The sequence below is a fragment of the Fibrobacter sp. UWCM genome, assembly GCF_900129735.1.
Lineage (GTDB): Bacteria > Fibrobacterota > Fibrobacteria > Fibrobacterales > Fibrobacteraceae > Fibrobacter.
In genome coordinates, this window is the sequence record NZ_FQWR01000030.1 from 1 (window position 1) to 24,896 (window position 24,896).

The following is a 24,896-nucleotide window of genomic DNA, read 5'->3' on the forward strand; positions in this document are numbered from 1 at the left end:
TTGTAGTTGACTTTTGCCATTGTTTTACCTTTTTGGGGTTGCGCAATGAATATAGTAGCTTATGCTACCCTCTTATTAAACTCCTGCATGGTCCAAAATTTCTTTATCATTTTACAACATCCTATAAATATTTGTTTATATACGAAACCCATTGGCCTGAAATCTTTTCCACAGTCAATTCATTATATATTCGAGAAGCCTTTTGACTTATTTTTTTCGCTAAAGCTTCATTTTCAATGATTGTTTCTATCGCATTTTTCATCTCTTCTTCGCTTCCAATAGAAACCAGTATTCCATTTTCCCCATTGCTTATCAAGTCTGTTGCTCCAGACACTTTTGTCGATATACAAGGAAGTCCCAAACACATCGCCTCAATTAAAGCATTCGGCATACCCTCAAAATCTGAGGACATCACAAACAGTCTTGCATCTTTTATCAAATTAAATATATTCGATTTATTTCCCGGCAAAAACACACATTGATTTAAATGTAGAGTGGTAATCAAATTTTCCAATTCATTACGGCAAGGTCCTTCTCCATAAATAATCAGCTTATATTCTGGATGACGCCTATATACATTCGCAAAAGCTTTTATAAGCATTTTATGATTTTTTTGAGGAAACAGGCGACCGACAGAGACAATCATATTCTGTTTTTCAACTGTTTCAGCTATTCCAACATGGTCTGAAGACATGAAAATAGGATTATAAATAACGCTTGTCTTCTTCCGCTTAATCCCTTTAAAGTAGCGCTTATTTTGCTCTGTTTGTTCAAGAATTCCAGATGCAAATGTATACAAAAAATTCCTTATCAAAATAATCGGAAGACCTCCATTCAAGTATCTCGGATCATTTCTTTCCGCAATTATGACAGGCATTTTAAGACCTGCATGTGCTATAAGGACTCCTATGCTAGAATAAGCCAAAAAAGAAAGAACAATAGATGGTTTCTGTTCTTTCAAAAATGAGCGAAACCAAAAAATCTTTTTTAGATAATTCGAGCTTGAAATTTCTTTTTCAATAACAACAATCCTTATTTTTTCACTAATCTGATAAAAAACAGGAGCGTCCTTCCACGTTACAATAGTCACAGAGTCAAATTGTTCTAAAAATTTTGACGAAAGAATTGAGATGACTCGTTCCGCGCCACCACACGCAAGTGACACACAAGAAATAACCATAGTTTTCATTCTATAGAGCCCCCAACAACAAACGGACCATATTGTTCAAATCTTCATCTTGTTTTTTTTCAATTAAAGCATACCTATCCACACTCCTACGCTGATACTCTTGATAAACACTATTGTTTTCAAAATATAAAATTCTCATGGCGATTTCATCAACAGAATATGGATTGGCGTAAACCACAGCATCCGCACAGATTTCTGATATGGAAGCAAATGGCGAAGAAATCACGGGTGTGCCATATTTCATCGCCTCCAACGGAGGATATCCAAAGCCCTCGTTTAAACTAGGATAAATAAGTAAATATGCATTTTTCAATAAAGTTTCTAATTCATCTTTTTCAACATAATCTTTCACAAGAAAGCGATCCTTGTGAACTATTTTTTTTAACATATTCATTCTCGGCGATGCACCAACCACAACAACCTTTGCATTCATGTTCGGCCTAGACGAGAAAACCCTGTCAAGAGCTTCGATTGCTCTCAAACTATTTTTCAACCATCTATCTGCAGAAATGATCAAATAAAACTTTGGTGGCAAATCCATTTTTATTTCGCGAGACGGTAGCTTTGCCGTAGAGGGACTATAAAACACATGAATTTTTTCTTCTTTCAAAAAAGGATAATACAATTCCAGCGATGATTTACTATGATTAGATACGGTTATTATATCGATATCTGGTCTTTTGAAAAAATCAACATATTCATTGTAGTAATTTTTTAAAAGTCGCTTGTACAAAAAGGTTCTTTTGACAATGCATTTTAATTTGGTCCTAAAATTTGCGGCGTAACGAATTTCGTATGCGTCTCGATTCATTTCGAGTTTGCGCAGGCCGTGGACTGTAACAAACAAAGCAAAAGTAGAACAAGGAATAGCTAGATATTCCTTAGAATAAAGAGGTGAATAAAAAACGGAAGCAAATTTACTTAATGCATCTATGAGCGGCACATCATTACAATCAATCGATTCTACATTTAAGTCATCAATCATCTCTTTTATCGATGGTTCTATATACCGCTTTTTATCCCAATAAACAACAACGCTCTCCGGCGACTCTTTACATAAACGCTGAAGAACAACGTAACCATAGATTCCACCACCATGGAATTTTATGTGCTGTATAGGCTGGCACATTCTCAAATCAAATAAAATTTTTTTAGATTTCATATTGACTTCCAAATGTTTTATAAGGTATTGTTCTTTGATTATTCGAACCGTCATATTCTTTTAATGGCTTCATAACAAAAAAAGAAAAGTAAACAAAGAACATGACAAAAATCGCATATTTGCCAAATTTTAAAAGATACGGATTTGCAAAACTTTTGTAAACTTCAGGGAAAAGAACGACTATCACTATATAAAAAAACATTGCTACACGAGTAAGCAAGGTAAGTGAAGTAGCAAAGCACAATACACAGCAAGCGACAACCATGCAATGCATCCACATTTTTGTAACGTTGTTAAAGTTTTTCCTAACAAAGAAAAAGAAGAATGTAATTGCCACCATCAAAGCAAGCAACGTATACCCACCTGACGATTGGCTAAGATTACGATATGCGCCTTCATCATACGCCAAAGCCATCCCATAAAGGTTAGACCATATTGATGCGACCTGAGAAATAGCAAAGCATAGACCTATACTTACTAGAATATATTTCAAAGTTATTTCTTTCTTGTACAATGGGTATATCACCCCAAACAGCAAAAAGGTATAATGAATTTCTACCCCCAATAAAAATAGAATCAAAAATTTCCATAATTTTCGTTCTATCACATAATCAAATAATAATACACCAATCCCTAATGCAATACTTGAACGAACACTATTAAACGTATTCGTATAAAAGCCAAATGTTATATAAATAAAGATGCTCATTAAAGGATTAGCTGAATATTTCTTTATAAAGAAATAAATAGGAATCAAGCTCCAACAGCTCGTAACTATCAAAAATGATTGCGGACTTGGATTTATCATATAAACAATTTTACACATCGTCGCAAAAGTGTAACCATACTTACTCCGATGAGCAAACAATTGTGACCATTGCATTTCGCCGAAAATCTTATAATGAGGCAAATAATGGCCCAAATCACCACCAACTGAATCTGCGCGTATGGCAGAAATAAAAATCAGCAATAAAAACGTGGTCAGCAAAAAAATGCTCTTTGCATTTTTGACTTTGTTTCTGGTCAAAAACAAATAGAGCGCAACGATAAAAAAAACTATATAGTAGTAAAAGAACATACTATGCTAATTTTCATCCCTCATATTCATCAACAGCTTTTCTCAAAGCATCAATAAAACCTCTACCATACGTCATATCAGGTTCCATCATATTACCCTCACCCCATTCATTCCATGACTTTAAAAAAAGAATTTTTTTATCTTCCGGTTTATTCTTTATCAAATACAACGCTTGTTTTACATGCTTATAAAACGATTCTGGAGTTGCGTTTATAAAAATAGTCCCATTACGCCCACTTCTTGGACTATGATCCCATTGAGGAAGCAAAACAGGAAAAACATCATCCTCCTTTTCCAATGGGGTCAATAGCCTTTGATAAACTTTTCCATAATCTTCCATTCGTGGCGGAAGATTGCGTATCAACCGATTTACACGACGAAAAACTTTCTTCATAAACAAATACCCAGGAAAAATATTTTCTGATGCAGGAATCTCTGTTAAGCGCTGATACGAAACTGCATCAAACCCCTTACTAATCCATGGAGAGCGATCTTCAAGGCCCTTCAACTCGCCAACAAGAAGAATTCCGGGAAAACCGCTTTGTATAGAAGCCTTTTTAAAATAGTCAATATACAACTGAGGCACTTCTTTAGGTCTAAAAATGTACAGCAAAGGTTTTCCGTCGACCTTTATATAACGAGGATCCCTAAATGCCTTAAGCAGGTATTTGAAATGCAACTCAGCGTCTTCAATTCCCGGATATGTTTGTTCGGCCAACATTCTTTCTGATGTTGTTCCATCAGAGTTCCAATTTTTTGCAAACCAGCTATGGTTTGCCCATCCTAAACAAAATGGGAAGTTCGGTTTTCCCGTGTTTAGAACTTCATCAAAAACCTCCGGAATCAAGCGTCGGCCGTTTCCCAACCAATAATGCCAATAACAGAACCCTGTCACCCCAGCATCACGCGCCATTTGAGCCTGTTGTTCGCGAATAGCAGGAAGCCGTAAATCATAATACCCTAATTCAGTTGGAATTCGAGGCTGATTATGCCCCCTGAACAATGGTTTTGCCTTACCAACATTAGTCCACTCTGTAAAGCCTTTGCCCCACCACTCATCATTTTCCTTGAATGGATGAAATTGTGGTAAATAGAACGCAATGATTTCCATATTTTCCCCTAATTAAAAAAAGTGGCTTTAACCAAATCAAGTTTTCGTTTATATCTCGGTATATTATCCTGCAAGATCCGCTTAATTTCGCTTTCGTTTGATTGAAGATAATCAAAAGCGCCCAATAAACTAGAAGAATTATTTTCCGATAATAAATCGATAACAAGATTGGGCGGTAGATTTAAATCTTTTGCAATGCCATGCGATTTTATTGAATATCCCAAAGCAATCGTCGGAACACATTCTGAATAGGCTGATATTACAGCATGTGTCCGAGCCCCAATAAAGAACCGGCATTTTGAAATAACATATCTAATTTGGCAATAGTTTAATTTTTTTGAATCAAGAATTGAAATCCGACCAGTACTTGCATATTTTCTTTCGATCAAGGAGGACAAGACGTAATCATTCTGATCATCCCATAATACATGCGGGACCAAAAGAACATGCAAGTTTGTTTTTTTCAAAACATGATCAAAAAAACATAAAAGTTGCTTAGCCGAGTGAGTTTCAATCGTGTTTCCGCCAGCAACAAATTTACTCACATTAACTCCAATGACATTTTTATCGAGGAAGCAACTCGGCAATTCACATGGTTCTGGGTTCAAGGAAAAAGCAGGATCTGGATACAAAAAAACATTTTTTAATCCTAAACTTTGAAAAAAATTATACGTCAACGATTCTCGAGCATAAATTTTTGAGAATTTTTTTAATGTATCCAATTTCGCTTGAGTTAAATTTTTTGGCCCCATAGAACACCCCCATAAAATCGTTTTAATTCGTTTTTTATGAAGATAATCATTGGTGAAAATCACTTCGTTATCATCATAACAAAGCATATCCCCCCCCGTAGAGAGAAACACATCTTCTTTATTCATTTGTTTTAAGAAAGGTAGATAACAAAGGTTATAAAAAAAACTTTTTTGTTTCTCACGATTTTTTACAAATATTGAATAAATCTTTCTGCGAACTTTCTGAAAAAAAGACAAAGAAACATTTCGTAAGGTATAACATTTATTTATCCCAAGAATTGCATCGCCCTTACAATCCCTACTATACGCAATCATTGCTTTTGAAGGGAAGTGCAGTAGTTCCGCAGTACCCTTAGCAATTCCTTCACAACCTCGATTGCCACCATCAAAGTGTAATAACAAATGAACCTTCACTCAGCAACTCCTTTGCACTTAAAAAAAGAGAATCAAATATTTACTTTTTTAAACTAGAAAGCACCTTTATCAACCATGAATTACTATGAAAGTTTTTCTGATAACACAAATAATTTCTTAATTTATTCTTCAGACCCTTCTTGTCATAATCAACAAATTTAAGTCCACTTATTTTTCTATGGTATTTTAAAGATGAAAAATCTTTTATAATCAAATCTTGCAATGCATCATAGTGATAATCGAAGCCTTTATAATAATTATTTCTCTGATAAAAATCCAACGTTTTTTTTAAGCCATCTTTCAAATCATACATTGTCTTAAAATCTGGGACGATTCTTTTCAGTTTTTCATTAGAACAAACCAAGTCGCATGCTCGCCCGCCCACTAAACTCTCTTTCTGATCTCCTTCTAGATATAGGGCATAAAAATCTACAGGAACATCAACTGTTTTTAATTCCAATCCTAAAATATCAGACATCGTCGTCAAGACATCCATCCAAGAATAAACATTATCTCCAACAACATTAAAGTCTTCATTCAATGCACTTTTTTTACCCAAAAGCCCAACAACCCCCACTGCAAAATCTTCTACACGGGTTAAATTCAATCTATTTTGTCCATTATTCCAGGTTACAATAGGTTTGCCAGCTCGTATTCTTTCAACAAAAGTCCAATGAAATCCAATCACAGGAAACATTCCATACGGAATTCTTGTGTCGCCATAATTGACTCCCGGTCGAATTATGGTATAATTAACATCATGTGCAGAGCAATACTCTTTTAAAAATTCCTCTGCCTCATATTTATTAATGCTATATTTCCATAATTTTTGAGGTTTCTCTGACTGTTCATTTTTTTCCTGACTAATCGATGTATTATACACTTGCGCAGAGGAGATGAATACATACTGACTTGTTAGTTTGCCTAAAACCTCTAAAGACAATTTCAATTGTTCTTTTGTCCAAATCAAAAAATCTATAACAGCATCAAATTTACGCCCTTGCAGAATTTCCGGCAAACGAGCCATATCTTTTCGAATATCACAGGCAATCAATTCTGCGTCAGGATTAACAAAAATTTTATTTTTCCCTCTATTTACCATTGTGACATCAAAGCCCCGGCCTATAGCCTCGTTAACAACAGCCGTGCTTAGGATACCCGTTCCCCCAATAATCAATAGTTTCATTTTCACTTACTCCATTCTACATTTGAAAAAACAACTTCTGCAGGATTTCCTTGCACAAATGCTCCCGGCGGAACATCTGCAATTACATTAGCATTATCGCCTATAACTGATCCGCTTCCGATTTTCACCCCAGGATTTATCGTTGATCCTGTACAAAGCCAAACGTGATCTTCTATTATTATTGGCGAAGAAAAAGGATATTTTTCATATGACACCCAATGGCCATTATAATCCTTCAAACGAACATGCCGACCCGCCATAACATTTCCTATAATCGAAATTTGTTTACCACAGGATACTTCTAAACAAACATTAGAATGAAACGAATCAATGGAAAAATTTCCATTAGAATGAACCTGAATATCAAACGAATCTAGTATTTCACATAAATTATTTACAACAAATTTCGCATGCGGTTTCATTAGAAATTTAGATGTCTGACGATTTCCTTTTATTGATTTAATCCCCAAATACAAACTCCCATGCAATTCGATTGACGCTTTCTTGTCAACAGACATGATCGTATGAGGGTATATAAACATATATGCATTTTTTGTTCTTTTCACCGATTTACAAAAGAAATTGTAATATAAATTATGCCATAAACACCCAATATTCCAATTTGAAATTTTAATAATTTTCAGAATCGATCGAACTAACATTTTCTACACCTTGCCTATATGACCTTCTGTGGCATTGTCTCTATGATGAATCGTTGCAGGATTTCCAATAACAATTGAATGAGAGGGAACATCAAAATTCACAAATGTGTTGGGAGCAATTAATACATCATCTCCAATTGTTATCCCTCCAACAACCGTAGAATTACAACGAATGCAAACATTTTTTCCTATTTTCGGCGTTCCAGCTCTTCTACCCCTCACATCTCGACCAATAGTAACTCCATGTGTTATCATAATATTTCCATCAAATACCACATGCGAATTAACAACTATTGTACCTGGATGACCAATAATCAACCCTTTCGGGAAATTCATATTCTCATACAGTAGAATTCCCGTCCAATAACTAAATTTGACGAGTTTCCTCATATAATACCACGAAAGGAAAGTTCCCTTTGCCATTTGTGCTTTTCTATAATACTTCAAATATCTTATTTGAGGCAATTTTAAATCATCTTTTGACAATTCCTTTTTTCCTCGAAATGACGCATTAAATTTTAAATCATAACTATAATCATCTCGAAATTGTTTCAAATTAAGACACCAATACTTCAATGTAAACAGTTTTTTCACAAGCATAACAACCTCTTTATTCTGCCCCAAATACGACCAACGAGGGATTTTTTATTTACAGAACATAACTTTCCAAATGCTTTTCTCGGATTTTTCTCCAACATGCGAAAAAAACGTTTTCTATTACCTGATTGGTGTTTGTTTGAAACAAGATTCGAATTCCCTTTTGCAATATCATCTATGCTAACAGGCACCTGGTCAAAACGGTCTCTCACGCTATTCCACAATTCAAGCCCCTTGGAACTATGAATAATGACAGATGACAAGCCCTTATTATCATTGATTTGAGGAGTTTGTTTATAAACACCCCATGCATCTGATATTGTAAAATCACTGATTCGTTGTATTTTTTTAAAAGGACACTGAAAACACGAAGGACGCATATTCCACGAACGAAACATACTCTGAAGATACAAATTATGCATACCCCGCTCCTGAAAAACACGTTTTTCTGTTTCTACTCTGAATACAAAAGAATCCCATCCAACACTTTTTTCTTTAAAATTAACCGATTTTATTTTCTCTTCCGGAAAAAAAACTTTTAGATATTTTTGCCAAACCACATAAGAGGGTATTCCCATACAAATCAAATCAATTGTATAAAAATTTTCAAAATCTCTCTGCAAAAATGATTTTATTCCCTCCACTTGGCAAGCCATTCCTGAATAAAGAACTTTCCTCCCCCCCATTAGTTCCCTTTTTATATAACGAAACGTTTCTTTATCGGCTTTTAATTGCAAGTATTTTGACCCCTGCAATAGCGGTAAATCTTCTGCTCGCTCAACTATCCGATGGCATACATTAAATTCACCATCAAACGCGGCTCCAACAACGATTCCTCCTTGAGCCAAAATATTTTCAGCAATGGGCGGAAAAATACTACCCGAAGAACTAGAAAGTCTTTGCTCATAATTTCTATTTCTCGCAACAAGCCCTTCCTGTACAGTACAATTCGAGATCCGTTTTTCATTTTTTTTCTCATATTGTAGAATTGGGCATACTTTTTTACACAAGCCACATTCAATACAAGTATCTTGATTTACAAATGGATACTCAAATCCTTCGCCATCCAGTTGCATCCTGATAGCATCTTTGGGGCAAACACTATAACATGCTCCACAGCCGCAGCAACTATTTTTTTCAATCACAGCATTCATCTCTTTTTCCCAAAAACAATCGAAAATTTATTCCTTATAAATTGTCGTTCAGAACAATCTAATCCCAAAGTATATACAGAAGCGAGAACAGAAAAAAAAGCAGCACCCAATATTATAATCGCTTTTACTGTACTTTCGTAACCAATAAAAAAATACAGAATAAAAGACATTGTCACCGAAACCATAGCAACTAAGATGCACCTTATATAGACTTCCTTTACATACGGCAGTATTTTGAACGGAATTTCTGACTTAGCTACGAAAAGTCGTACTATTTGAATTACAGAATAAATAAATATATAAGACAAATAAGAATAATAAGGAGGGCAACCAATCTTATACAACACATATGTAATTGGAAGAACAAGCATTCCTATTGTTCCTATATTAATATAATACTTTTTGATTTTTCCAGAAGCCCATACTGCCACAGCCAGCGAATTACCCGACAAGTCAACCAGCATTCCTAACAACGCTAATCTTAAAAAAATCGTTGCATATTTTGGATAATTGCCTAACCATAAGCCCAAAACATATTCCGCCCCAAACCAAAGCGGCACCGCAAACAAAAGGATCAAAAATGCCGAATATTTTGCACTTTTCCGAATCAACGTATTCATATATTCATAATTCTCTTCTGCATAGGCTTTTGTTATTTGTGGATTGATAGCCGTCGTAATATTTGAAACGAATTGCTTTACAATCCCTTCAATCTGATTTGTCACACCACGAGCTGCATTTGTCACCACACCAAAGAAAATGTTCATTAGAACATTTATACCTTGGGTTCCTAAAATGGTCGACGCATTACCTAGCATATTCCACCCAGCAAAGCCAGTCATTTCACCAAGCATTCTCTTATCAAAGACAAGCGCAAAAGAACATTCCTCAAAATTTCGTTTGCAATACCACCCATACACAAATCTAATAAAAACAGACACTAACACCAGTAAGACCGCATACACAATAAGCTTGTCAAAAGGCAAGACTGTTAAAACAAAAACAATAAGCAATTTTAGAAACGTTTCAAGAAGGCTTATATACGCGAAAGCATTCATTTTTTCGTGAGCAATAATAGCTGCGTTATATGGGATGCTAATAAGATTCACAACAAAAGATAGTACAGATAAATGAAAAATCCAATTTGCTGCAGAATACCTCACTTCAGGAATTTTAAGTTGCGTATTTAAAAACCACAATCCAACAATTTCTAGAACCAACGCAACAAACAAAGCCATGATAAATTGAATTAAAACACTCGTCGAAAAGACGATTTTTAATTTTTTCGCATCCCCCTTTCCAAGAGTAAAGGTAAAAAAACGACTTATTGCACTTGACAAAGACCCTGTAAGCAGGCTAAACATAGAAACAAAGCCTGCGACAACATTATAAACACCATAATCTTCTACACCAAGAGTTCGTAAAACAACCCTACTCGTATACAAGCCAATAAACATTGTAATCAACAAACGAAAAGAAAGCAATAAAGCATTCTTTGCTATACGTTTGTTATTATGTATTTGCGATGTATGCGATAGTGCAGCCACACGGAAACTCTAAATCAAATGTTACGACAATAAAAAAACGATTTTTTCCCGAACTATTTCATGACAAAACTTTCAAAGATCTTCACCTCTTGCATTATATCAAATCGAGATTTTGCAATTAAATACCCTTGATCAGCCATAAGCACTTTTTTCTCATCATCGCATTTAAACGATATTATCCTTTGAGCAATCACCGCAACTTCATCAACACTCGCGACAAATCCATTCACACCATCTTCCATCATATCATCAACAGCGTCAATTTTCGTACAAACAACATTTTTTTTTGCCGCAAAATATTCAGGCACAACAAGAGGCAGGCCTTCCCAGCGAGAGCAAAGAACAGCGACGTCAAATAAAGCCAAATGTTCTACCGCTTGTTTTGTCCACCCCGTAATCAAAAAAGAATCCTTCAAATCTAAATCAGAAATCATCTTTTCGATTTCTTCCTGATCAGGACCATCCCCGACAATCATAAAGAATGCGTTGGGAACAGCATCCTTCACTTTCCGAGCAGCCTTAACAAAGATATCAGGGGCCTTTTGCTCCGAAATGCGACCAACCATGCCGACAATATAGGCGTTTTCAGGGATATTCAAGGAAGCACGCGTCAGCGTAGAGTTTGCAATTCTTTGTTCAATTTGTTCAATATCCACACCGTTCAAAATCACTTGCAACTTATCCGGCTTGCAAATATGATTCTGTAAAGCAGATGTTTTTTCGTAATTAGACACACAAATGATGGTATCGGTAAAAAAAGCAAAGAATTTTTCAATTAGACGGTAAAAAAGTTTCTTCTTACTGCTAATCCGCATATTGAACGCCCAACTATGGGCATTATAAAGCACCTTCGCTCCACAACCAATTGCAGCCAATCGGCCGACAGCCCCAGCTATGCTACTATTGCAGTAAACAACATCGGGCTTATACTTTTTTATCAGTTTTCGAGTTTCCCAAGCTGGTTTCAGTATTTTGGAAACACTTATAGAGCGTTCCATCCCTACCTTTTCTATTGCACTAAAATATGGTGCAAATCGTTCTTCTTCATAAGCATGCGAACAGACCAAAATACATTCAAATTTTGTCCTGTCAAGGTGCTTGACAAGCTCTTCGATATATACGGGAACACCGCCAGGATACGCCTGGGCAACAAACATTATCTTGATGCGGTCTGCCACGTTATTCCAGTCCCTTCCCGTTGCAGTCCTTGTACCAATCACGGAAGGCCTCTTCCAGCGTGTAACTAAGCGGGTAGTTTTCGGATAATTTCTTTCCGTTGATATTGGTGGAAACCATCAACTTTTTCACGCGGGCGGGGCAAATGCCGAGGCCCAAGCCCCCAAAAATTCCGCATACGGTCGCGGCAGCCATCATGGGCTTACGCGGGATAAAGGGAATCCAGCGCCGCATCCCGGTCGCCTTGAGCATCGTCTTACAAATCTGCTCGATAGTAAACGACGGATAGTAACAGCAGTTGTGCAACTGAATTCTGTCGGCCTGTTCGTTTTCGGCCATGGCAAGCATCACGCGGGCAAGGTCCTTCACATAGATACACGCCTTGATGGTATCCTTGCGGCCGGCATAGGCAAACTTGTGGCTCTTGAGGCCCCTGTAAAGGCGGGTCATGTTGCCGTGTTCACCGGTACCGAACACGATTCCCGGACGCACGATGGAGAGCCTTCTATCGGCGCTTTCAGCGGCCCATTCTCTGTGAATCTTTTCAGCCACCAACTTGGAAATGCCGTAAGGCGTGTTCGGAGTCGGGAGGGTGTCTTCGGACTTCAGGTCTTCGGCGGCCCCATACGGAGCAATGCTGCTGGTAAAAACAATGTTGTTGATGCCGTGCTTGCGGGCAAAATCGCAGACGTTTTCCGCACCGCGGATGTTCGTCTCGAAGTATGCGTGGTCAGGATGGCCCGGCGTGCGGTGAATCGCCGCGAAATTAAAAATCAGGGTATCCTTGCCGAATTCGCCGCTCATAGAAATCGGCTGGCGGACGTCGACCCTTTGCGAGAATTCCGAGCCATCAGCAAGCAAATCCGCAATATAGACCTTTGCGTCCGGATACTTTTCGCGGAGAAGGTTCGCTGTGTGCGTCCCGATAAAGCCGCATCCACCGAAAATAATGAACTGATTGAACTGCATATTACTCCATTAAAGCCCAGGTTATAAAGCCTTCCTCAGTCTACGGGGAACTGCGGGGTGCGGTCCGGCAAACAAAAAGTCACTAGTCAACGTCATCGCGAGGGTCTCGTCCGTTCAATGTGCGGCAATCCGTGATGTCCGTTACCACAAATTGCGTATTGCGTATAAATTTAGAAAATTACGGAATTGTTACAAGGGGGTCATGCGGCATATGGCTGGGGAAAGCACAAAATTACATGCAAGGCGGCATAATTTCGGGCTTCCGGCAGGGACTTGGGAAAAATTTTCGGGAAAAAATAACGAGCCTATTGACAACCGTAGAAAAGCGACACACACGCCATTCAGCGGTAATTTCATCTTAAAAAAGACGCATTTTGCGAGAAATTTTCTCACAAAATGTTGCTTTTTTGGAAATTATTTGTTATTTTTTATATCGGAGAAACAAAATGCTACTGAATTTCACCGTTTCAAATTGGAAATCCTTCAAAGGCAGAACATCCTTGTCCATGATTGCGAGCAAGGAGAAACAGCACGCGAACCACATTCAGTATTTACCAGAATACAAGCTGAACGTGCTCCCCATCGCTGTTGTTTTTGGCGCTAACGCGGCAGGCAAGTCGAACCTGGTCAAGGCAATCGAGTTCGCGGTGGGGCAGATTACCTCTACGGATTTCGACCCCTACCACAAGGAAATGGTGGACACGTTTAGAATCGATCCGGATTATTCTTCCAAAAATAGCGAGTTCGAGTTCACTTTTACAATTGACGACCAGATGTACCACTACCGTTTCGCTCTCACCCCCGAAGGCTATGTTGCCTGGGAGAAGCTGGAACGTGCACGCGGCAAACGCCTGAAGGTCGTATTCGAACGCGACGAAAGCAACGCTTTCAATTTCGAATCTTCTATGCCCAAGGAGGCACGCAATGCAATCCAGGGCACGCTCAGGCAAAGGCTCGCATTGTCTTACATGCAGATTCAGGACGTTCCCGGCCTTGAAGAGCTGAAAAAAATTTATTTCTGGTTCCGCTTCAAGCTTGTCGTGCTTACGCCTGCCAGTCGTCTTATCCGCTTTACGGACAAGACCATGCCGACCGACAAACTCTCCATGGTCCTGCACAAGCTGGACACGAGTATCGAGAAAATCGACTTCAAGCCGTTCAACGACTATTCCAACTTCTTTGCGAAGGACTACATCGCCGAAATCGTAAGAACCCTCTCCTCGGGAACGATCAATGTCCTGGCGATGGGAAACAATGACGATTTTTATCGATTTGAATTCCTGAACGGCGAACTAAAGTGTTACAAGATGATTTCGTATCACCGCGGAACAAACGGAACCTTAGTCCCATTTGAAATTTCCGAAAATTCCGACGGCACACGTCGATGCCTGCACTTGTTCCCCGCCTTCAATGATCTCGTGTCAATCGGTTCGGACTGTTGCTATGTCATCGACGAACTGGACAGAAGCCTGCACACCAATCTTGTAAAACAGTTGCTAGCCTCTTTCCTTGAAACCAGGAACCAGGATACTCGTTCGCAGTTGGTGTTAACAAACCACGACATAGAGCAGATGGACCAAGACGTATTGCGCCGCGATGAAATCTGGATTGCCGAACGGAGCGCGGAATTTGGATCGACAGAACTATCCTCTCTTGACGAATTCATTATAAAGGAAGCCAAGATTCGCAAGGACCGCAACTTGCCCAAACTGTACCTCGACGGTTGCCTTGGTGGCGTACCGAATATCGAGTCTTACGCAAACCTGTTTGATTACGCCAATGAGGAATCGGATGGGCAATGACGAGAAAAGATTCAATGAGCTGATCGCAGGATTACACCGCAAGAGCAACAGAAAGGCTCTTGTTGCACCTAAACCCATTCAGACGCAAAAGACCCCTTGTTCCTCGTGGGCCGATGTCAAGCAAGGCTTTCAGTTGAAGTCGGTCAAACCCTTTATTCCGGCAGAAAGTGTTCCCGCACCTATATTGCCTCAAAAGAGAGAGCCCGACCTAGTTTCTGCCGTGAAGGACCTTCTTGTGAGAAATCCGATCGTTGTCGGGCCAGACGGCGTAGCCGTTCATTTAGATGTTCCTGACCGAGACCCCGAAAAGCAAGAGCGCGAGCAAAACGAGCAAAGAACCTTGGAATTCCGAGCCAAGCATTTATGCGGTGGACATGAATACCATTTTGATACTCGGCGAGCACAATATGCAGGATGCATTGTAGAAACCTTAAAACACCCTGCAATTATCGCAGAAGGGAACGACAAGCACTTTTATCTACGCCGATATAAGGACAAGACATTGCATATAGTTATCGTTTCGACCCCAAAGACGAGCGAAGCCACCGTTGTCGGGGTGGCTTACGAAAAAAGCAGCGATCTGGTGACCCAGTACCCGAACATCCCCGCACGAACGGCCAGTCAATCCGGAGTACGCAATGCAGAAAACGCCCAGGTGTTTTACAAGAACAGCAATCTTTGATATGCCAAACGCAACTCCGTACAAGGGCGGCGGGCACAAAAAGATTCCAGTAAAAAAAAATTAGGAACCTATTGACAGCCGCGTTAAAATAGTATACATTTGTACAGAGATAATCTAAACGATGGCTTTTGAACGCATGTAAGCCATAGGGGGCAACCAATGAGCGACTTTTACGCCGAGACGCGTGCGATTGTGGAATCCAAGGCGAGCACGCTGTCGAAATACACCTACGACACATACCTCTCCCACCTGCGCAAGCTGCAGATGTACAGGCCCACGGCGGAATGCCGCGACATCACCGAGGCGTTCGTCTTCGGCTACATCGACTTCATGCACGCGCGCAAGAACAGCGCCGGCTGCATCTACCGCTCGCTTTCCATACTCCGGATGTTCATCAGGGAACTGCTCCGCAGGCGCAAGATGCGCCGCGACCCCATGCGGGACTTTCCGCTCAAGAAGGTCCGCAACCGCCGCGAGTTCCTGGAAATAGACGAACTCGAAAAGCTGTACTCCGGCTTCAGGGAACGCTCCGAGCAACTCAATTTCTCCGAGCGCGAGGCGCTGCGGGCGTTCCTCTTCTCGTGCTTCACGGGCCTGCGCTTCTCGGACCTCAGGGCGCTCACCCCGCACGACATCCACAACGGCAAGATACGCATCTTCACGCAGAAGACCGGCGCGCAGGTCTACATCCCGATCCCCGCCCAGGCGCTAGCCCTTCTCGAGGGCACGGGCGAGACGGCCCTGCACGTGGTGGACAACTCCACGTTCAACAAGAACCTCCGCGCCGCCGCCAAGAAGCTGGACTTCCACAGCCACCTGCACGCGCACATCGCGCGTCACACCTTCGCCACCTCGTGCGTCTCCTTCGGGGTGCCCATCGAGGTGATATCTAAGGTGCTCGGCCATGCCAACATCCAGACGACGCTCATTTACGCGAACTACTCCAACAAGGTCATCGACCGCGAAATGGAGAAGTTCAAGATAAACGTCCCGGCAGGGTGACGCGGCTTCGGGCAACAAAATTACATGCAAGGCGGCATAATTTCGAGCTTCCGGCAGGGCTGGTCCACAGCAGGCGCTCCAGCACCGGGCTCGGACAAGGTCTTTTCTTAAAATAAATCTTGACATTATCTAGATAATATCATATATTGTAGACAACCGCTTTCAAGTTGAGGGACAAACAATGGGAAAAATTGACGAAATCGAGCGAGACGCAGCCAAAAAGGCCGCATACTTCGAGAACCGCACCGAAGCCCAAGAACTAGCGGATCACAAGTGGGCCGAGAAGAACGGTCTTTCGTTTAGCGGACCGGGCGCACTGACTAAGGCCATTGCGGCCTCAAAGCAACGTGCAGCAAAAAAAGCGAGAAAGTCCAAGGTCGGTACAAGCTTCGACCCCGGCGTCCTGGAGGCATTCAAGGCAAAAGCCGAACGCGTGGGCATACCTTACCAGACATTACTCAATTCCGTTGTCAAGCGGTACACAGAAGGAAAACTTGACATAGAGGTCGCCTAAGGCAACTTTCCTCATCGCCCTGAAACAATAGTTCCAGGGCTTCTTTATTGGAAAATTTTTAAGGAACCTCTTGACAGTCACGCAAAAATAGTATACATTTGTGTAGTATGAAAGAAATTTTACTATACAAGACCGATAATGCAGAAGTCAAGGTCGAAATCCTGTTACAAAACGAGAACTTATGGCTCACCCAGGCCAAGATGGCCGAACTATTCGATGTGCAGAAGGCGGCCATTTCAAAACACCTGAAGAATATCTTTGCCGATGGCGAATTGGACGAAAAAGTGGTAGTTTCCAAAATGGAAACTACCACTCCCCATGGAGCGATGGTTGGCAAGGAACAAACAAAGTTCGTCAACATCTACAATCTCGATGCTATCATCGCAGTAGGCTACCGCATCAACTCCAAAAAGGCGACCATGTTCCGCATCTGGGCGACGCAAGTCCTGAAGGAATACATAATCAAGGGCTTCGCCATGAACGACGAGCGCCTGAAGGATCCGCAGAACTTCTTTGGCAAGGACTACTTCGAGGAGCAGCTAGAACGCATCCGCGAAATCCGGGCTAGCGAGCGCCGTTTTTACCAAAAAATCACGGACATCTACGCCCGATGCAGCGCAGACTACAGCCCTGACAGCCAAATTACGCAGGATTTCTTCGCAACGGTGCAGAACAAGATGCACTACGCCGTAACACACCAGACCGCAGCAGAAATCATATACTCACGTGCAGACAGCAAAAAGGTGAACATGGGGCTCACGACATGGAAAAACGCCCCCAACGGCGACATACGCAAGCCAGACGTTTCCATCGCCAAGAACTACCTGTCGCAAGAAGAAATTGACACCCTGAACAGGATTGTCACCATGTATCTGGACTTCGCCGAACTGCAGGCGAAACGCGGCCAGGTCATGTATATGAAGGACTGGGTGGAAAAGCTAAACGCATTTCTCCAATTCAACGAGCGCGACATTCTCGAGGACAAGGGCAAAGTCACACACGAAATTGCCAAGGCCTTCGCGGAAGGCGAATACGACAAATTCAGGATAATCCGCGACGCGAATTACAAAAGCGACTTCGATAAGTTGATGGAGTCTATCGCAGAATACAAGACGTAAAAAAGTCAGAAAATTCTGATTTTTCCACACTTTTTAGTCATATTTAGGATTTCTACATTACTGAAAACGATTTAGGACTTTGGGATTGTTCAATTCAAATCTAAGATTCTAGATGACATTTGTACAGAGACAATCTAAACGATGGCTTTTGAACGCATGTAAGCCATAGGGGGCAACCAATGAGCGACTTTTACGCCGAGACGCGTGCGATTGTGGAATCCAAGGCGAGCACGCTGTCGAAATACACCTACGACACATACCTCTCCCACCTGCGCAAGCTGCAGATGTACAGGCCCACGGCGGAATGCCGCGACATCAAGGACCTAGAAATAATCTCGACACACTGATACGCATTATGCTATCTTTTAATGCATGAACGAGCCCATATTACAAATTGCGCAAGGTCTTGCCATCCCGTTTTTAGGGACCGTCTTGGGGGCCGCATGCGTGTTCTTTATGCGCAAACAGATGAGCCAAAACCTCAAGCGGGGTCTTCTCTCGTTTGCGGCGGGCGTCATGGTGGCAGCCTCCGTCTGGAGCCTGCTTTTGCCCGCAATCAGCGCGAGCGAATCGATGGGCAAACTCGCTTTCATCCCGGCGACGGTCGGATTCTGGGCCGGCATCCTGTTCCTGTACATTTTAGACAAAATAACGCCGCACTTGCATTTGGGTAGCGCCACGCCCGAGGGTCTGTACATCGAACTCTCTGAGACGGAACTCGCATTTAACGGCCAGCGCGGCACTCCCGATGAACTCCGCGAAAAGGCGGCAACGGTGCAGAATAAGAAAAGGTAATGGAAATGGCACGAGAACTTTCATTTGTCCAAAGCGTAGAACGGAGCATTTCGAAGACATACCGTGAAAGGCTCTGGACTCCGTTCATTACCGCCATCAAGAACTACAAACTCATCGAAGAGGGCGACAAAATTGCTGTCTGCATTTCCGGCGGCAAGGATTCCATGCTTATGGCGAAACTCATCCAGATGCTCCACCGCCACAGCGACGTGAAATTCGACGTAGAATACCTGGTGATGGACCCCGGTTACAACGAAATCAACCGCCAGAAAATCGAAAGCAACGCAAAACTCCTGGAAATCCCCATCACTGTTTTCGAGACGAACATTTTCGACGTGGCGAACAACACCGAACGTTCCCCCTGCTACGTTTGCGCCAAGATGCGTCGCGGCCACCTCTACCACAAGGCAAAGGACCTGGGCTGCAACAAGATTGCGCTGGGCCACCACCTCTCCGATGTCATCGAGACCACCGTCATGGCGATGTTCTACGGTTCGCAACTGCAAGGCATGATGCCCAAACTCCACAGCCTGAATTTCGGCGGTATGGAGCTCATCCGCCCCATGTATTGCATCAACGAACAGGACATCATCAACTGGGTAAAATACAACGGGTTACAGTTTATCCAGTGCGCCTGCCGCTTTACCGAAAAGTGCGCCGAAAACGAAGACGAACACATAAGCAAGCGCCAAGAAATCAAGACGCTCATCAAGCGTCTCAAGCGCGAAAACCCGAACATCGAAAAGAGCATTTTCAACAGCCTGCACTCCGTTTGCATCGAAACATTTCCCGGCTACAAGTCCGGCGGCGAACTGCATTCGTTCCTGGAAGACTACGAAAATCGCGAACCGCAGAAAGGGTAATTTTTAACGGTTGTAGATGTTACCTACACTCTTCCTGCGAACTGGTTCGTAAACAGCAACAGTCCCGAAATAAAGATAATGATACCGCCAGCGAGAGTCGCGACGGTGTATATTTTTGTAGCGATACGCGTGTGGGCACTCCCCTTGTCGATTCCCTTGCGGAAAGCGACTGCGGCTATACCGAAGGCCACATTCGTAATCGTCATGCCGATGCAAATGACAAGCGCTCCCAATAGCGACAACGCTACCATAGAATTCAGCAGGCAGAAAAGCACAATCAGCGCCACGGCCGGGCAAGGCACAATTCCCGTAATCGCAGCGACACCGATGATTTCACGCCAGCGGGCAATCGGCGGGAGCATCCCGTTTTGCGCGGTTCCCGTCACACAGGCAGACCCTGCAGCAGCACCTTCCGCGGTTACAATCCGAGCGGCACATTCACAGCCCCTGCGCGACTTTATCACATCGCGAATTCCAAGCACCACCAGCAATACACCCGTGAGCATAATCAGCGCGTAACTCGCCCGTTCAATTCCGATGCGACCAGACTCAAACGCATTAAACACGGTCGCCTTGAAAATTGCATACAAAATAAGCAACAGCAGAACAGCACTCATCGTATGCGTTACGGTAATGCCTGCGCCAAGCGCAACACCCTGCCGCCAGCGACCCCGACGCGCAATAAAGTAACCCACAACAATCGACTTGCCATGTCCGGGGCCAAGCGCGTGCAGCATGCCGTACACAAGGCAGATGAAAAGGAACTTCCAGATGGCATCCCACTCGCCGCTTTTCATGGCCGAAATTGCCGCCGTCAACTTTTCGCGAAGGACCTTTTGTTCCTCCGCAATTACCGTATAGAGAGACCGCGTTTTTTCCGCTGGTTTTTCAGGCCCCGCCGCAGGCACAACAGCCGCAGTTTTTTCAACAGCAGGTTCCGCAGCAGTCTCCGGCACAGCAGAAGCAGATTCTTCAGCAGGCGTTACCACTTCCGTCGCGGCAGGCGCATCGCCCCCGCCCACGTCAAAACGTTTCTTCTTGACAGCCGCCGGGGCAGCCACCGCAAGCAAAAGGACAAGCAAAAATACAATAGACTTTTTCATTCCAAAAAGTCAATATAACTAATAATAACCATCCACCACGGCACCGTAGTCCGAAATTCGCTTCTGCATCCACATTTCCAAATCTTGGGCCGCAGCAGCAGAATTTTTCCCCGTATCGTTCTTGCTTTCGGGCCAGGGCCAGCGGGCAGCATCATTCGCCATCGCCACCGCATTTTCTGTAAGGTACACGTTCAGGCGCTCCGAAACAAGCGCAGAGAGTTTCGGTGCAAGTTCCGCCCAGCGCGCCTTGTAATCTGCAAGGAATTGCGCATTAGAGAAAAGGTTCGTGAAAAATCCAGATGCTCCCGAACCGTCCCAGGCATTAGCACCAAAGCCGCCAAACCCGCCTCGGCCTCCGGATGTTCCCGCAGTGCACATTCCCCAGTCATTCTTCTTGTCGGCCGTGCAGTTGAACGGGCTTCCGCTCGGGTTCGTACTCCCGAGAATCCACGATTGACTGCCAAAGTATTCCTTCGTCTCTTCGTTCCAGCTGTAACCAAAACCGCCATCAAAATCCCACACGGGCCCAAATACGTACTTGCCTTCCGCAGATGCCTTGTGCAGGTACATGCTACGCGGGGCCTCAAGTTCCACGTTGCGCGTGATTTCTTGCAGAATCAAGAAATCCATAAACGTGCGCACGTCAAGTAACGCCTGCACCGCATCGTAATCGGCAGTAGCAATCGCATCTTCCAGTCGTTTGAAATCCGTCCGGATTCGTTCCAAATCACCTTCTGCAAGCGTCTTCGGGTATTTTACGGCAACAGGCAATTTGTATGTAGCGCTCCAGAAGTTGTCCGCCGCATCGGGGGAAAGTTCCGGTCCGTCATCCTGGTCCAAACTCAGGAGGACCCCGTCTGCGGCAACATTCACGCGGTTTTCCGCCTGTTCAATCTGTTCCGTCAGCTGGTACAACCCCTTGTAATCGCCGTTGATTTCAACTTCCACAAAGCGGTTCGCATTCACAAAATTGAAATTACCCATCTCCCGCGCGATATCGAAAGCAAGCGCATTCATCAAGTTCGTCGGGTCGCGAAAATTTGCCAACAGTACCCAGTCCTTGTTCGCGGCAAGCCCGAGCATTTCGGTCTTTTCCTGAAACTTGATGCGGTAAGGTTTCTTGTCGTACCAGAGTCGCGTAGAATTCCCGCGTTGCTTTATTTTTGCGGCGCTCACCGGAACATCGGCATATTTTCCGTTTCCCGCGACCTCAATGGTACACCCGATGTACTCGGGTTTTTCCAGGCTGTCCGTCCGCGTAAGTACTGTCGCATCTTCCGCGACAATGCGAATATAAGGCACGCCGTTATTTGGCATGGGATCCGCAGAATAACTGCTACTCGAAACGTTCATCTCGGGCACGTCTGCAATTGAAGAAGCGCCTCCTTCAGGCGGTTCCGCAAAAGAATACTTCGGCATTCCCGCAGGCGCTTCTCCAGTGCTTGAAGACGAAGCGAAATAAACAGGTTCAGAAAACATCGCGTCACTCGATTCAACGCCAACGCCAGCATCAACACTGACGGAACTCTCACCGCATGCAACAAGCACGCTCGCAAAAACAACCGGAGCAAGCCTCCGTGCCAAACAATCCATACACAAACCTCTTGGAACACCAACCCCGCACCCACATAATTAGATAAAAACGTCAAAAAAAGCACCTTTTTGCGGGTGCTTGCTTAAAATATCCGTTTAGGAAGTGTGTAAAAACAACCGTATTATTCCAAATACACAACCTCGCCCATTTGCGGCATGAGCACGGGCTTGCCCGATTCCTGGGCGGCGCGTTTCGCATTTTCCAGCGGTTCCGTGTACGAATGCTTGCTCAGGCAGAACTTGGAATGGTGAACCGTCATGTAGCGGTTCGCGCCTAGTTCCACCATTTCCTTGCCCAGGTATTCCGGCATGGTGTGGATGAGCGACCAATCCTTGTCGTACTGCCCATTTTCAAGAATCGCCAAATCGATGTCGGTAAATTTCTTTCCGATTTTTTCGAAGTGCGGACCATAACCCGAATCACCGCCAATCCAAACAGTGCGCTTAGGTGACTTGAAGGCGAATGATGCCCACAGGGTCTTGTTCTGGTGAAGGTCGCGGCCCGAAAAATGCCTTGCCGGAGTCGCCGTCACGTTAAAGCCTTCGCCCAGGTCAACAGATTCCCACCAGTCGAGTTCCGTAAGTTTTTCAACGGGATATTTCCAGTATTCAAAATGCTCGCCCACGCCAAGGCCTGTTACCACGTGCTTTACGCGAGGTTCCAGTTCCGTCACCACCCGGTAATCCAAGTGGTCCCAGTGGTCGTGCGAAATCACCAGGTAGTCAATATCCGGCATGTCGGCGGGCTTGTAGACGTCCGTTCCCTTGAACATCTTGTTCACGAAACTCACCGGCGAGCCCTGGTAAAAAACCGGATCCACCAGCACCTTCTTTCCGGACAAATTAAGCAGGTACGAGGAATGTCCGAACCACACAATCCAATCGCGGTCCTGCGGTAGCGACTTCAGGTCGGTCTTGAGCACGTTCAATGCGGTATCGGGAACGGTCTGACTCTTGTCGCCGAACAGGAAATCCTTCCACACGGCAAAAACGCCCCTATCGCCCGTCATGGTGACAGTTTCGACCTCGTTCACGAACTGCTTGCCATTGTAATTCGGCGACTGCTTGATACGTTCAAGGCGCTTGCCCTGCGGGATGCGCCCGAAACTTGCCTGCGATAAGAACAACACGCCCACATCTCCCAAAATAAAAAGTACAGATAAGATAATCGCCGTAATCATGAGTTTTTTATTCTTTCTAAAACGCAAGCGAATCTTCCCTCTATCGTATAAAGTTCGTGAAGATTTTCTTTTCGGCAACGGGCTGTTCTACACCCGCCTTCTTGCCCGCTTCGATGCTCTTCAGGATCCACGCCATGTTGCGGCCCAGTTCCTTCATAATCTGCACGCCTTCCTCGTCCTTCAGCACATCTTCAGGGCTAGAACCGTGAACCATGTTCCAATAGCGAGATGTCACCAGGGGCTGTTGCGCAAAGGTGGGGTACTTGTTCAGGGCGTCGAGCGTTGCGGTAGTGCCGGCACGGCGGGCAGAAGCAACTGTTGCGGCGGGCTTAAAGAGCAGTTCCGCTTCGGCAATGCCGTAAAGCCTGTCCAGGAACATCAGCATCTCGCCACTCGGAGAGGCGTAGTACACCGGAGAGCCGTAAACGACGGCATCGGCCGTTTTAAGGATTTCCTTGGCCTCGTGAACCACGGCGTCGGTTTCGCCCTTCAGCACGCGACCACCCACAAAGAAGATTTCCGTCTCGATGCCAGCGGCCTTGAGTTCGCCAGCCACGAGGCTCAGCGCCGTATAAGTGCAGCCCTTTTCGCGACGGCTACCATTGAATAAAACGACCTTCATGATAAATTCCTTTGTTATGAAAAATGTTTCTTTATTAAAATTCTACTTGTCAAAATCGTCCGGGGACTCGAACAACTTTTTCTTCAGCTGCATGAAACGCCTTTCGTTGGTGGCGATGTCCAGGTTCCCCACCCGAACCGCTTCCCGGTACAGCAGTTCCTTGTAGCGAATCTTATTCATGGCCACCGTAAGGCGGGCCATTTCCTTTTCAAGAATCTTGCGTCGGTTTTCAAAAAGGGAAAGTCTTTGGGCAAGCGTAGAATCGCCCTCGTTGAACCACTCGATGTACTGGCGGATTTCCTTGATTTGCAGTCCCGAATCCTTGAGGCATTCGATCATGGTAAGCCAGCGAAGATCTTCGTCGCTGTAGGCCCGCACGCCCGAGGAGTTCTTCTTGACAAAGGGAAGCAGGCCCTCTTTTTCATAGTAACGCAGGGTATAGGCCGAAAGTCCTGTCTTCTTGACGACATCACCTATGGAGTAACTCATATTTACAAAATATAAATATTTTCGCCTAAATGATAGAGTTAGAGCCAACTCTAATTTTTCAACTTTTTTCACAAAAACTCAACACCTAGAGTAAACTCTAAGTATTATATTTCTTATAGAACTTATTCAAAAGGA

25 protein-coding genes are annotated in these 24,896 nt (G+C 43.6%); 8 read left to right on the forward strand and 17 right to left on the reverse strand.

The features are described 5' to 3' along the window. Window positions 1-121: 121 nt before the first annotated feature. From BUB22_RS14565 to BUB22_RS14615, 12 genes are all read right to left on the reverse strand, one after another. Entirely contained in the window at window positions 122-1,189 is a 1,068-nt protein-coding gene (locus BUB22_RS14565) for a glycosyltransferase family 4 protein (RefSeq protein ID WP_073116284.1), read from the reverse strand. 1 nt (window position 1,190) lies between these two features. Further along, window positions 1,191-2,351, reverse strand: coding sequence for a glycosyltransferase (locus tag BUB22_RS14570; RefSeq protein ID WP_073116286.1), 1,161 nt, complete (start codon window positions 2,349-2,351; stop codon window positions 1,191-1,193). Continuing rightward, on the reverse strand, window positions 2,341-3,429 hold the full coding sequence (locus BUB22_RS14575) for an EpsG family protein (protein ID WP_073116288.1): 1,089 nt from the start codon (window positions 3,427-3,429) through the stop codon (window positions 2,341-2,343). The genes BUB22_RS14570 and BUB22_RS14575 overlap by 11 nt, the downstream gene beginning before the upstream one ends. 13 nt (window positions 3,430-3,442) lie before the next feature. Then, complete coding sequence (locus tag BUB22_RS14580; RefSeq protein WP_073116290.1) at window positions 3,443-4,540, reverse strand: glycosyltransferase WbsX family protein; 1,098 nt, start codon at window positions 4,538-4,540, stop codon at window positions 3,443-3,445. 8 nt (window positions 4,541-4,548) lie between these two features. After that, complete coding sequence (locus BUB22_RS14585; RefSeq protein ID WP_073116292.1) at window positions 4,549-5,706, reverse strand: polysaccharide pyruvyl transferase family protein; 1,158 nt, start codon at window positions 5,704-5,706, stop codon at window positions 4,549-4,551. A gap of 40 nt (window positions 5,707-5,746) precedes the next feature. Further along, the gene (locus BUB22_RS14590) at window positions 5,747-6,892 is read right to left on the reverse strand and encodes an NAD-dependent epimerase/dehydratase family protein (protein ID WP_073116316.1); all 1,146 of its coding nucleotides are present in this window, start codon (window positions 6,890-6,892) and stop codon (window positions 5,747-5,749) included. A 2-nt stretch (window positions 6,893-6,894) separates the two neighbouring features. After that, a complete protein-coding gene (locus BUB22_RS16470; RefSeq protein WP_175547307.1) occupies window positions 6,895-7,410 on the reverse strand; it encodes an acyltransferase in 516 nt (171 codons plus the stop codon). A gap of 147 nt (window positions 7,411-7,557) precedes the next feature. Next, window positions 7,558-8,154, reverse strand: coding sequence for an LbetaH domain-containing protein (locus BUB22_RS14595; RefSeq protein WP_083535568.1), 597 nt, complete (start codon window positions 8,152-8,154; stop codon window positions 7,558-7,560). Next, on the reverse strand, window positions 8,145-9,305 hold the full coding sequence (locus BUB22_RS14600) for a Coenzyme F420 hydrogenase/dehydrogenase, beta subunit C-terminal domain (RefSeq protein ID WP_073116294.1): 1,161 nt from the start codon (window positions 9,303-9,305) through the stop codon (window positions 8,145-8,147). The genes BUB22_RS14595 and BUB22_RS14600 overlap by 10 nt, the downstream gene beginning before the upstream one ends. Next, window positions 9,302-10,852, reverse strand: coding sequence for an oligosaccharide flippase family protein (locus BUB22_RS14605; protein WP_073116296.1), 1,551 nt, complete (start codon window positions 10,850-10,852; stop codon window positions 9,302-9,304). Before BUB22_RS14605 ends, BUB22_RS14600 begins: the two co-directional genes overlap by 4 nt. Before the next feature lie 53 nt (window positions 10,853-10,905). Beyond that, entirely contained in the window at window positions 10,906-12,030 is a 1,125-nt protein-coding gene (locus BUB22_RS14610; protein WP_083535570.1) for a glycosyltransferase, read from the reverse strand. Between the two features lies 1 nt (window position 12,031). Further along, window positions 12,032-12,997, reverse strand: a complete 966-nt coding sequence (locus BUB22_RS14615; RefSeq protein ID WP_073116297.1) for an NAD-dependent epimerase/dehydratase family protein — start codon at window positions 12,995-12,997, stop codon at window positions 12,032-12,034. Between the two features lie 446 nt (window positions 12,998-13,443). On the opposite strand from BUB22_RS14615, the gene BUB22_RS14620 reads away from it, so the two are divergent. From BUB22_RS14620 to BUB22_RS14650, 8 genes are all read left to right on the forward strand, one after another. Then, window positions 13,444-14,799, forward strand: coding sequence for an AAA family ATPase (locus BUB22_RS14620; RefSeq protein WP_083535571.1), 1,356 nt, complete (start codon window positions 13,444-13,446; stop codon window positions 14,797-14,799). Next, window positions 14,789-15,481 carry a hypothetical protein gene (locus BUB22_RS14625; RefSeq protein ID WP_073116299.1) on the forward strand — a complete coding sequence of 231 codons (693 nt, stop codon included), beginning with the start codon at window positions 14,789-14,791 and terminating at the stop codon, window positions 15,479-15,481. Before BUB22_RS14620 ends, BUB22_RS14625 begins: the two co-directional genes overlap by 11 nt. A 159-nt stretch (window positions 15,482-15,640) precedes the next feature. Continuing rightward, complete coding sequence (locus tag BUB22_RS14630; protein WP_073116300.1) at window positions 15,641-16,483, forward strand: tyrosine-type recombinase/integrase; 843 nt, start codon at window positions 15,641-15,643, stop codon at window positions 16,481-16,483. A gap of 181 nt (window positions 16,484-16,664) precedes the next feature. Continuing rightward, entirely contained in the window at window positions 16,665-16,997 is a 333-nt protein-coding gene (locus BUB22_RS14635; RefSeq protein WP_073116301.1) for a BrnA antitoxin family protein, read from the forward strand. Between the two features lie 107 nt (window positions 16,998-17,104). Beyond that, window positions 17,105-18,115, forward strand: a complete 1,011-nt coding sequence (locus tag BUB22_RS14640; RefSeq protein WP_073116302.1) for a virulence RhuM family protein — start codon at window positions 17,105-17,107, stop codon at window positions 18,113-18,115. Window positions 18,116-18,294: 179 nt separating this feature from the next. Then, window positions 18,295-18,462 carry a hypothetical protein gene (locus BUB22_RS16790; protein ID WP_175547308.1) on the forward strand — a complete coding sequence of 56 codons (168 nt, stop codon included), beginning with the start codon at window positions 18,295-18,297 and terminating at the stop codon, window positions 18,460-18,462. A gap of 25 nt (window positions 18,463-18,487) precedes the next feature. Then, complete coding sequence (locus BUB22_RS14645; protein WP_254794761.1) at window positions 18,488-18,910, forward strand: ZIP family metal transporter; 423 nt, start codon at window positions 18,488-18,490, stop codon at window positions 18,908-18,910. Window positions 18,911-18,915: 5 nt separating this feature from the next. After that, complete coding sequence (locus tag BUB22_RS14650) at window positions 18,916-19,773, forward strand: tRNA 2-thiocytidine biosynthesis TtcA family protein (protein ID WP_073116319.1); 858 nt, start codon at window positions 18,916-18,918, stop codon at window positions 19,771-19,773. Between the two features lie 23 nt (window positions 19,774-19,796). Here the strand turns inward: BUB22_RS14650 and BUB22_RS14655 are convergent, their stop codons facing one another. From BUB22_RS14655 to BUB22_RS14675, 5 genes are all read right to left on the reverse strand, one after another. Further along, entirely contained in the window at window positions 19,797-20,876 is a 1,080-nt protein-coding gene (locus BUB22_RS14655; RefSeq protein ID WP_083535572.1) for a nickel/cobalt transporter, read from the reverse strand. A gap of 18 nt (window positions 20,877-20,894) precedes the next feature. Continuing rightward, window positions 20,895-22,469, reverse strand: coding sequence for a CotH kinase family protein (locus BUB22_RS14660; RefSeq protein WP_083535573.1), 1,575 nt, complete (start codon window positions 22,467-22,469; stop codon window positions 20,895-20,897). A gap of 122 nt (window positions 22,470-22,591) precedes the next feature. Beyond that, on the reverse strand, window positions 22,592-23,650 hold the full coding sequence (locus tag BUB22_RS14665) for an MBL fold metallo-hydrolase (RefSeq protein WP_073116305.1): 1,059 nt from the start codon (window positions 23,648-23,650) through the stop codon (window positions 22,592-22,594). A 40-nt stretch (window positions 23,651-23,690) separates the two neighbouring features. After that, entirely contained in the window at window positions 23,691-24,272 is a 582-nt protein-coding gene (locus BUB22_RS14670) for a flavodoxin family protein (RefSeq protein WP_072797259.1), read from the reverse strand. A gap of 42 nt (window positions 24,273-24,314) precedes the next feature. Further along, window positions 24,315-24,761, reverse strand: a complete 447-nt coding sequence (locus BUB22_RS14675) for a MerR family transcriptional regulator (RefSeq protein ID WP_073116306.1) — start codon at window positions 24,759-24,761, stop codon at window positions 24,315-24,317. Window positions 24,762-24,896: the final 135 nt, after the last annotated feature.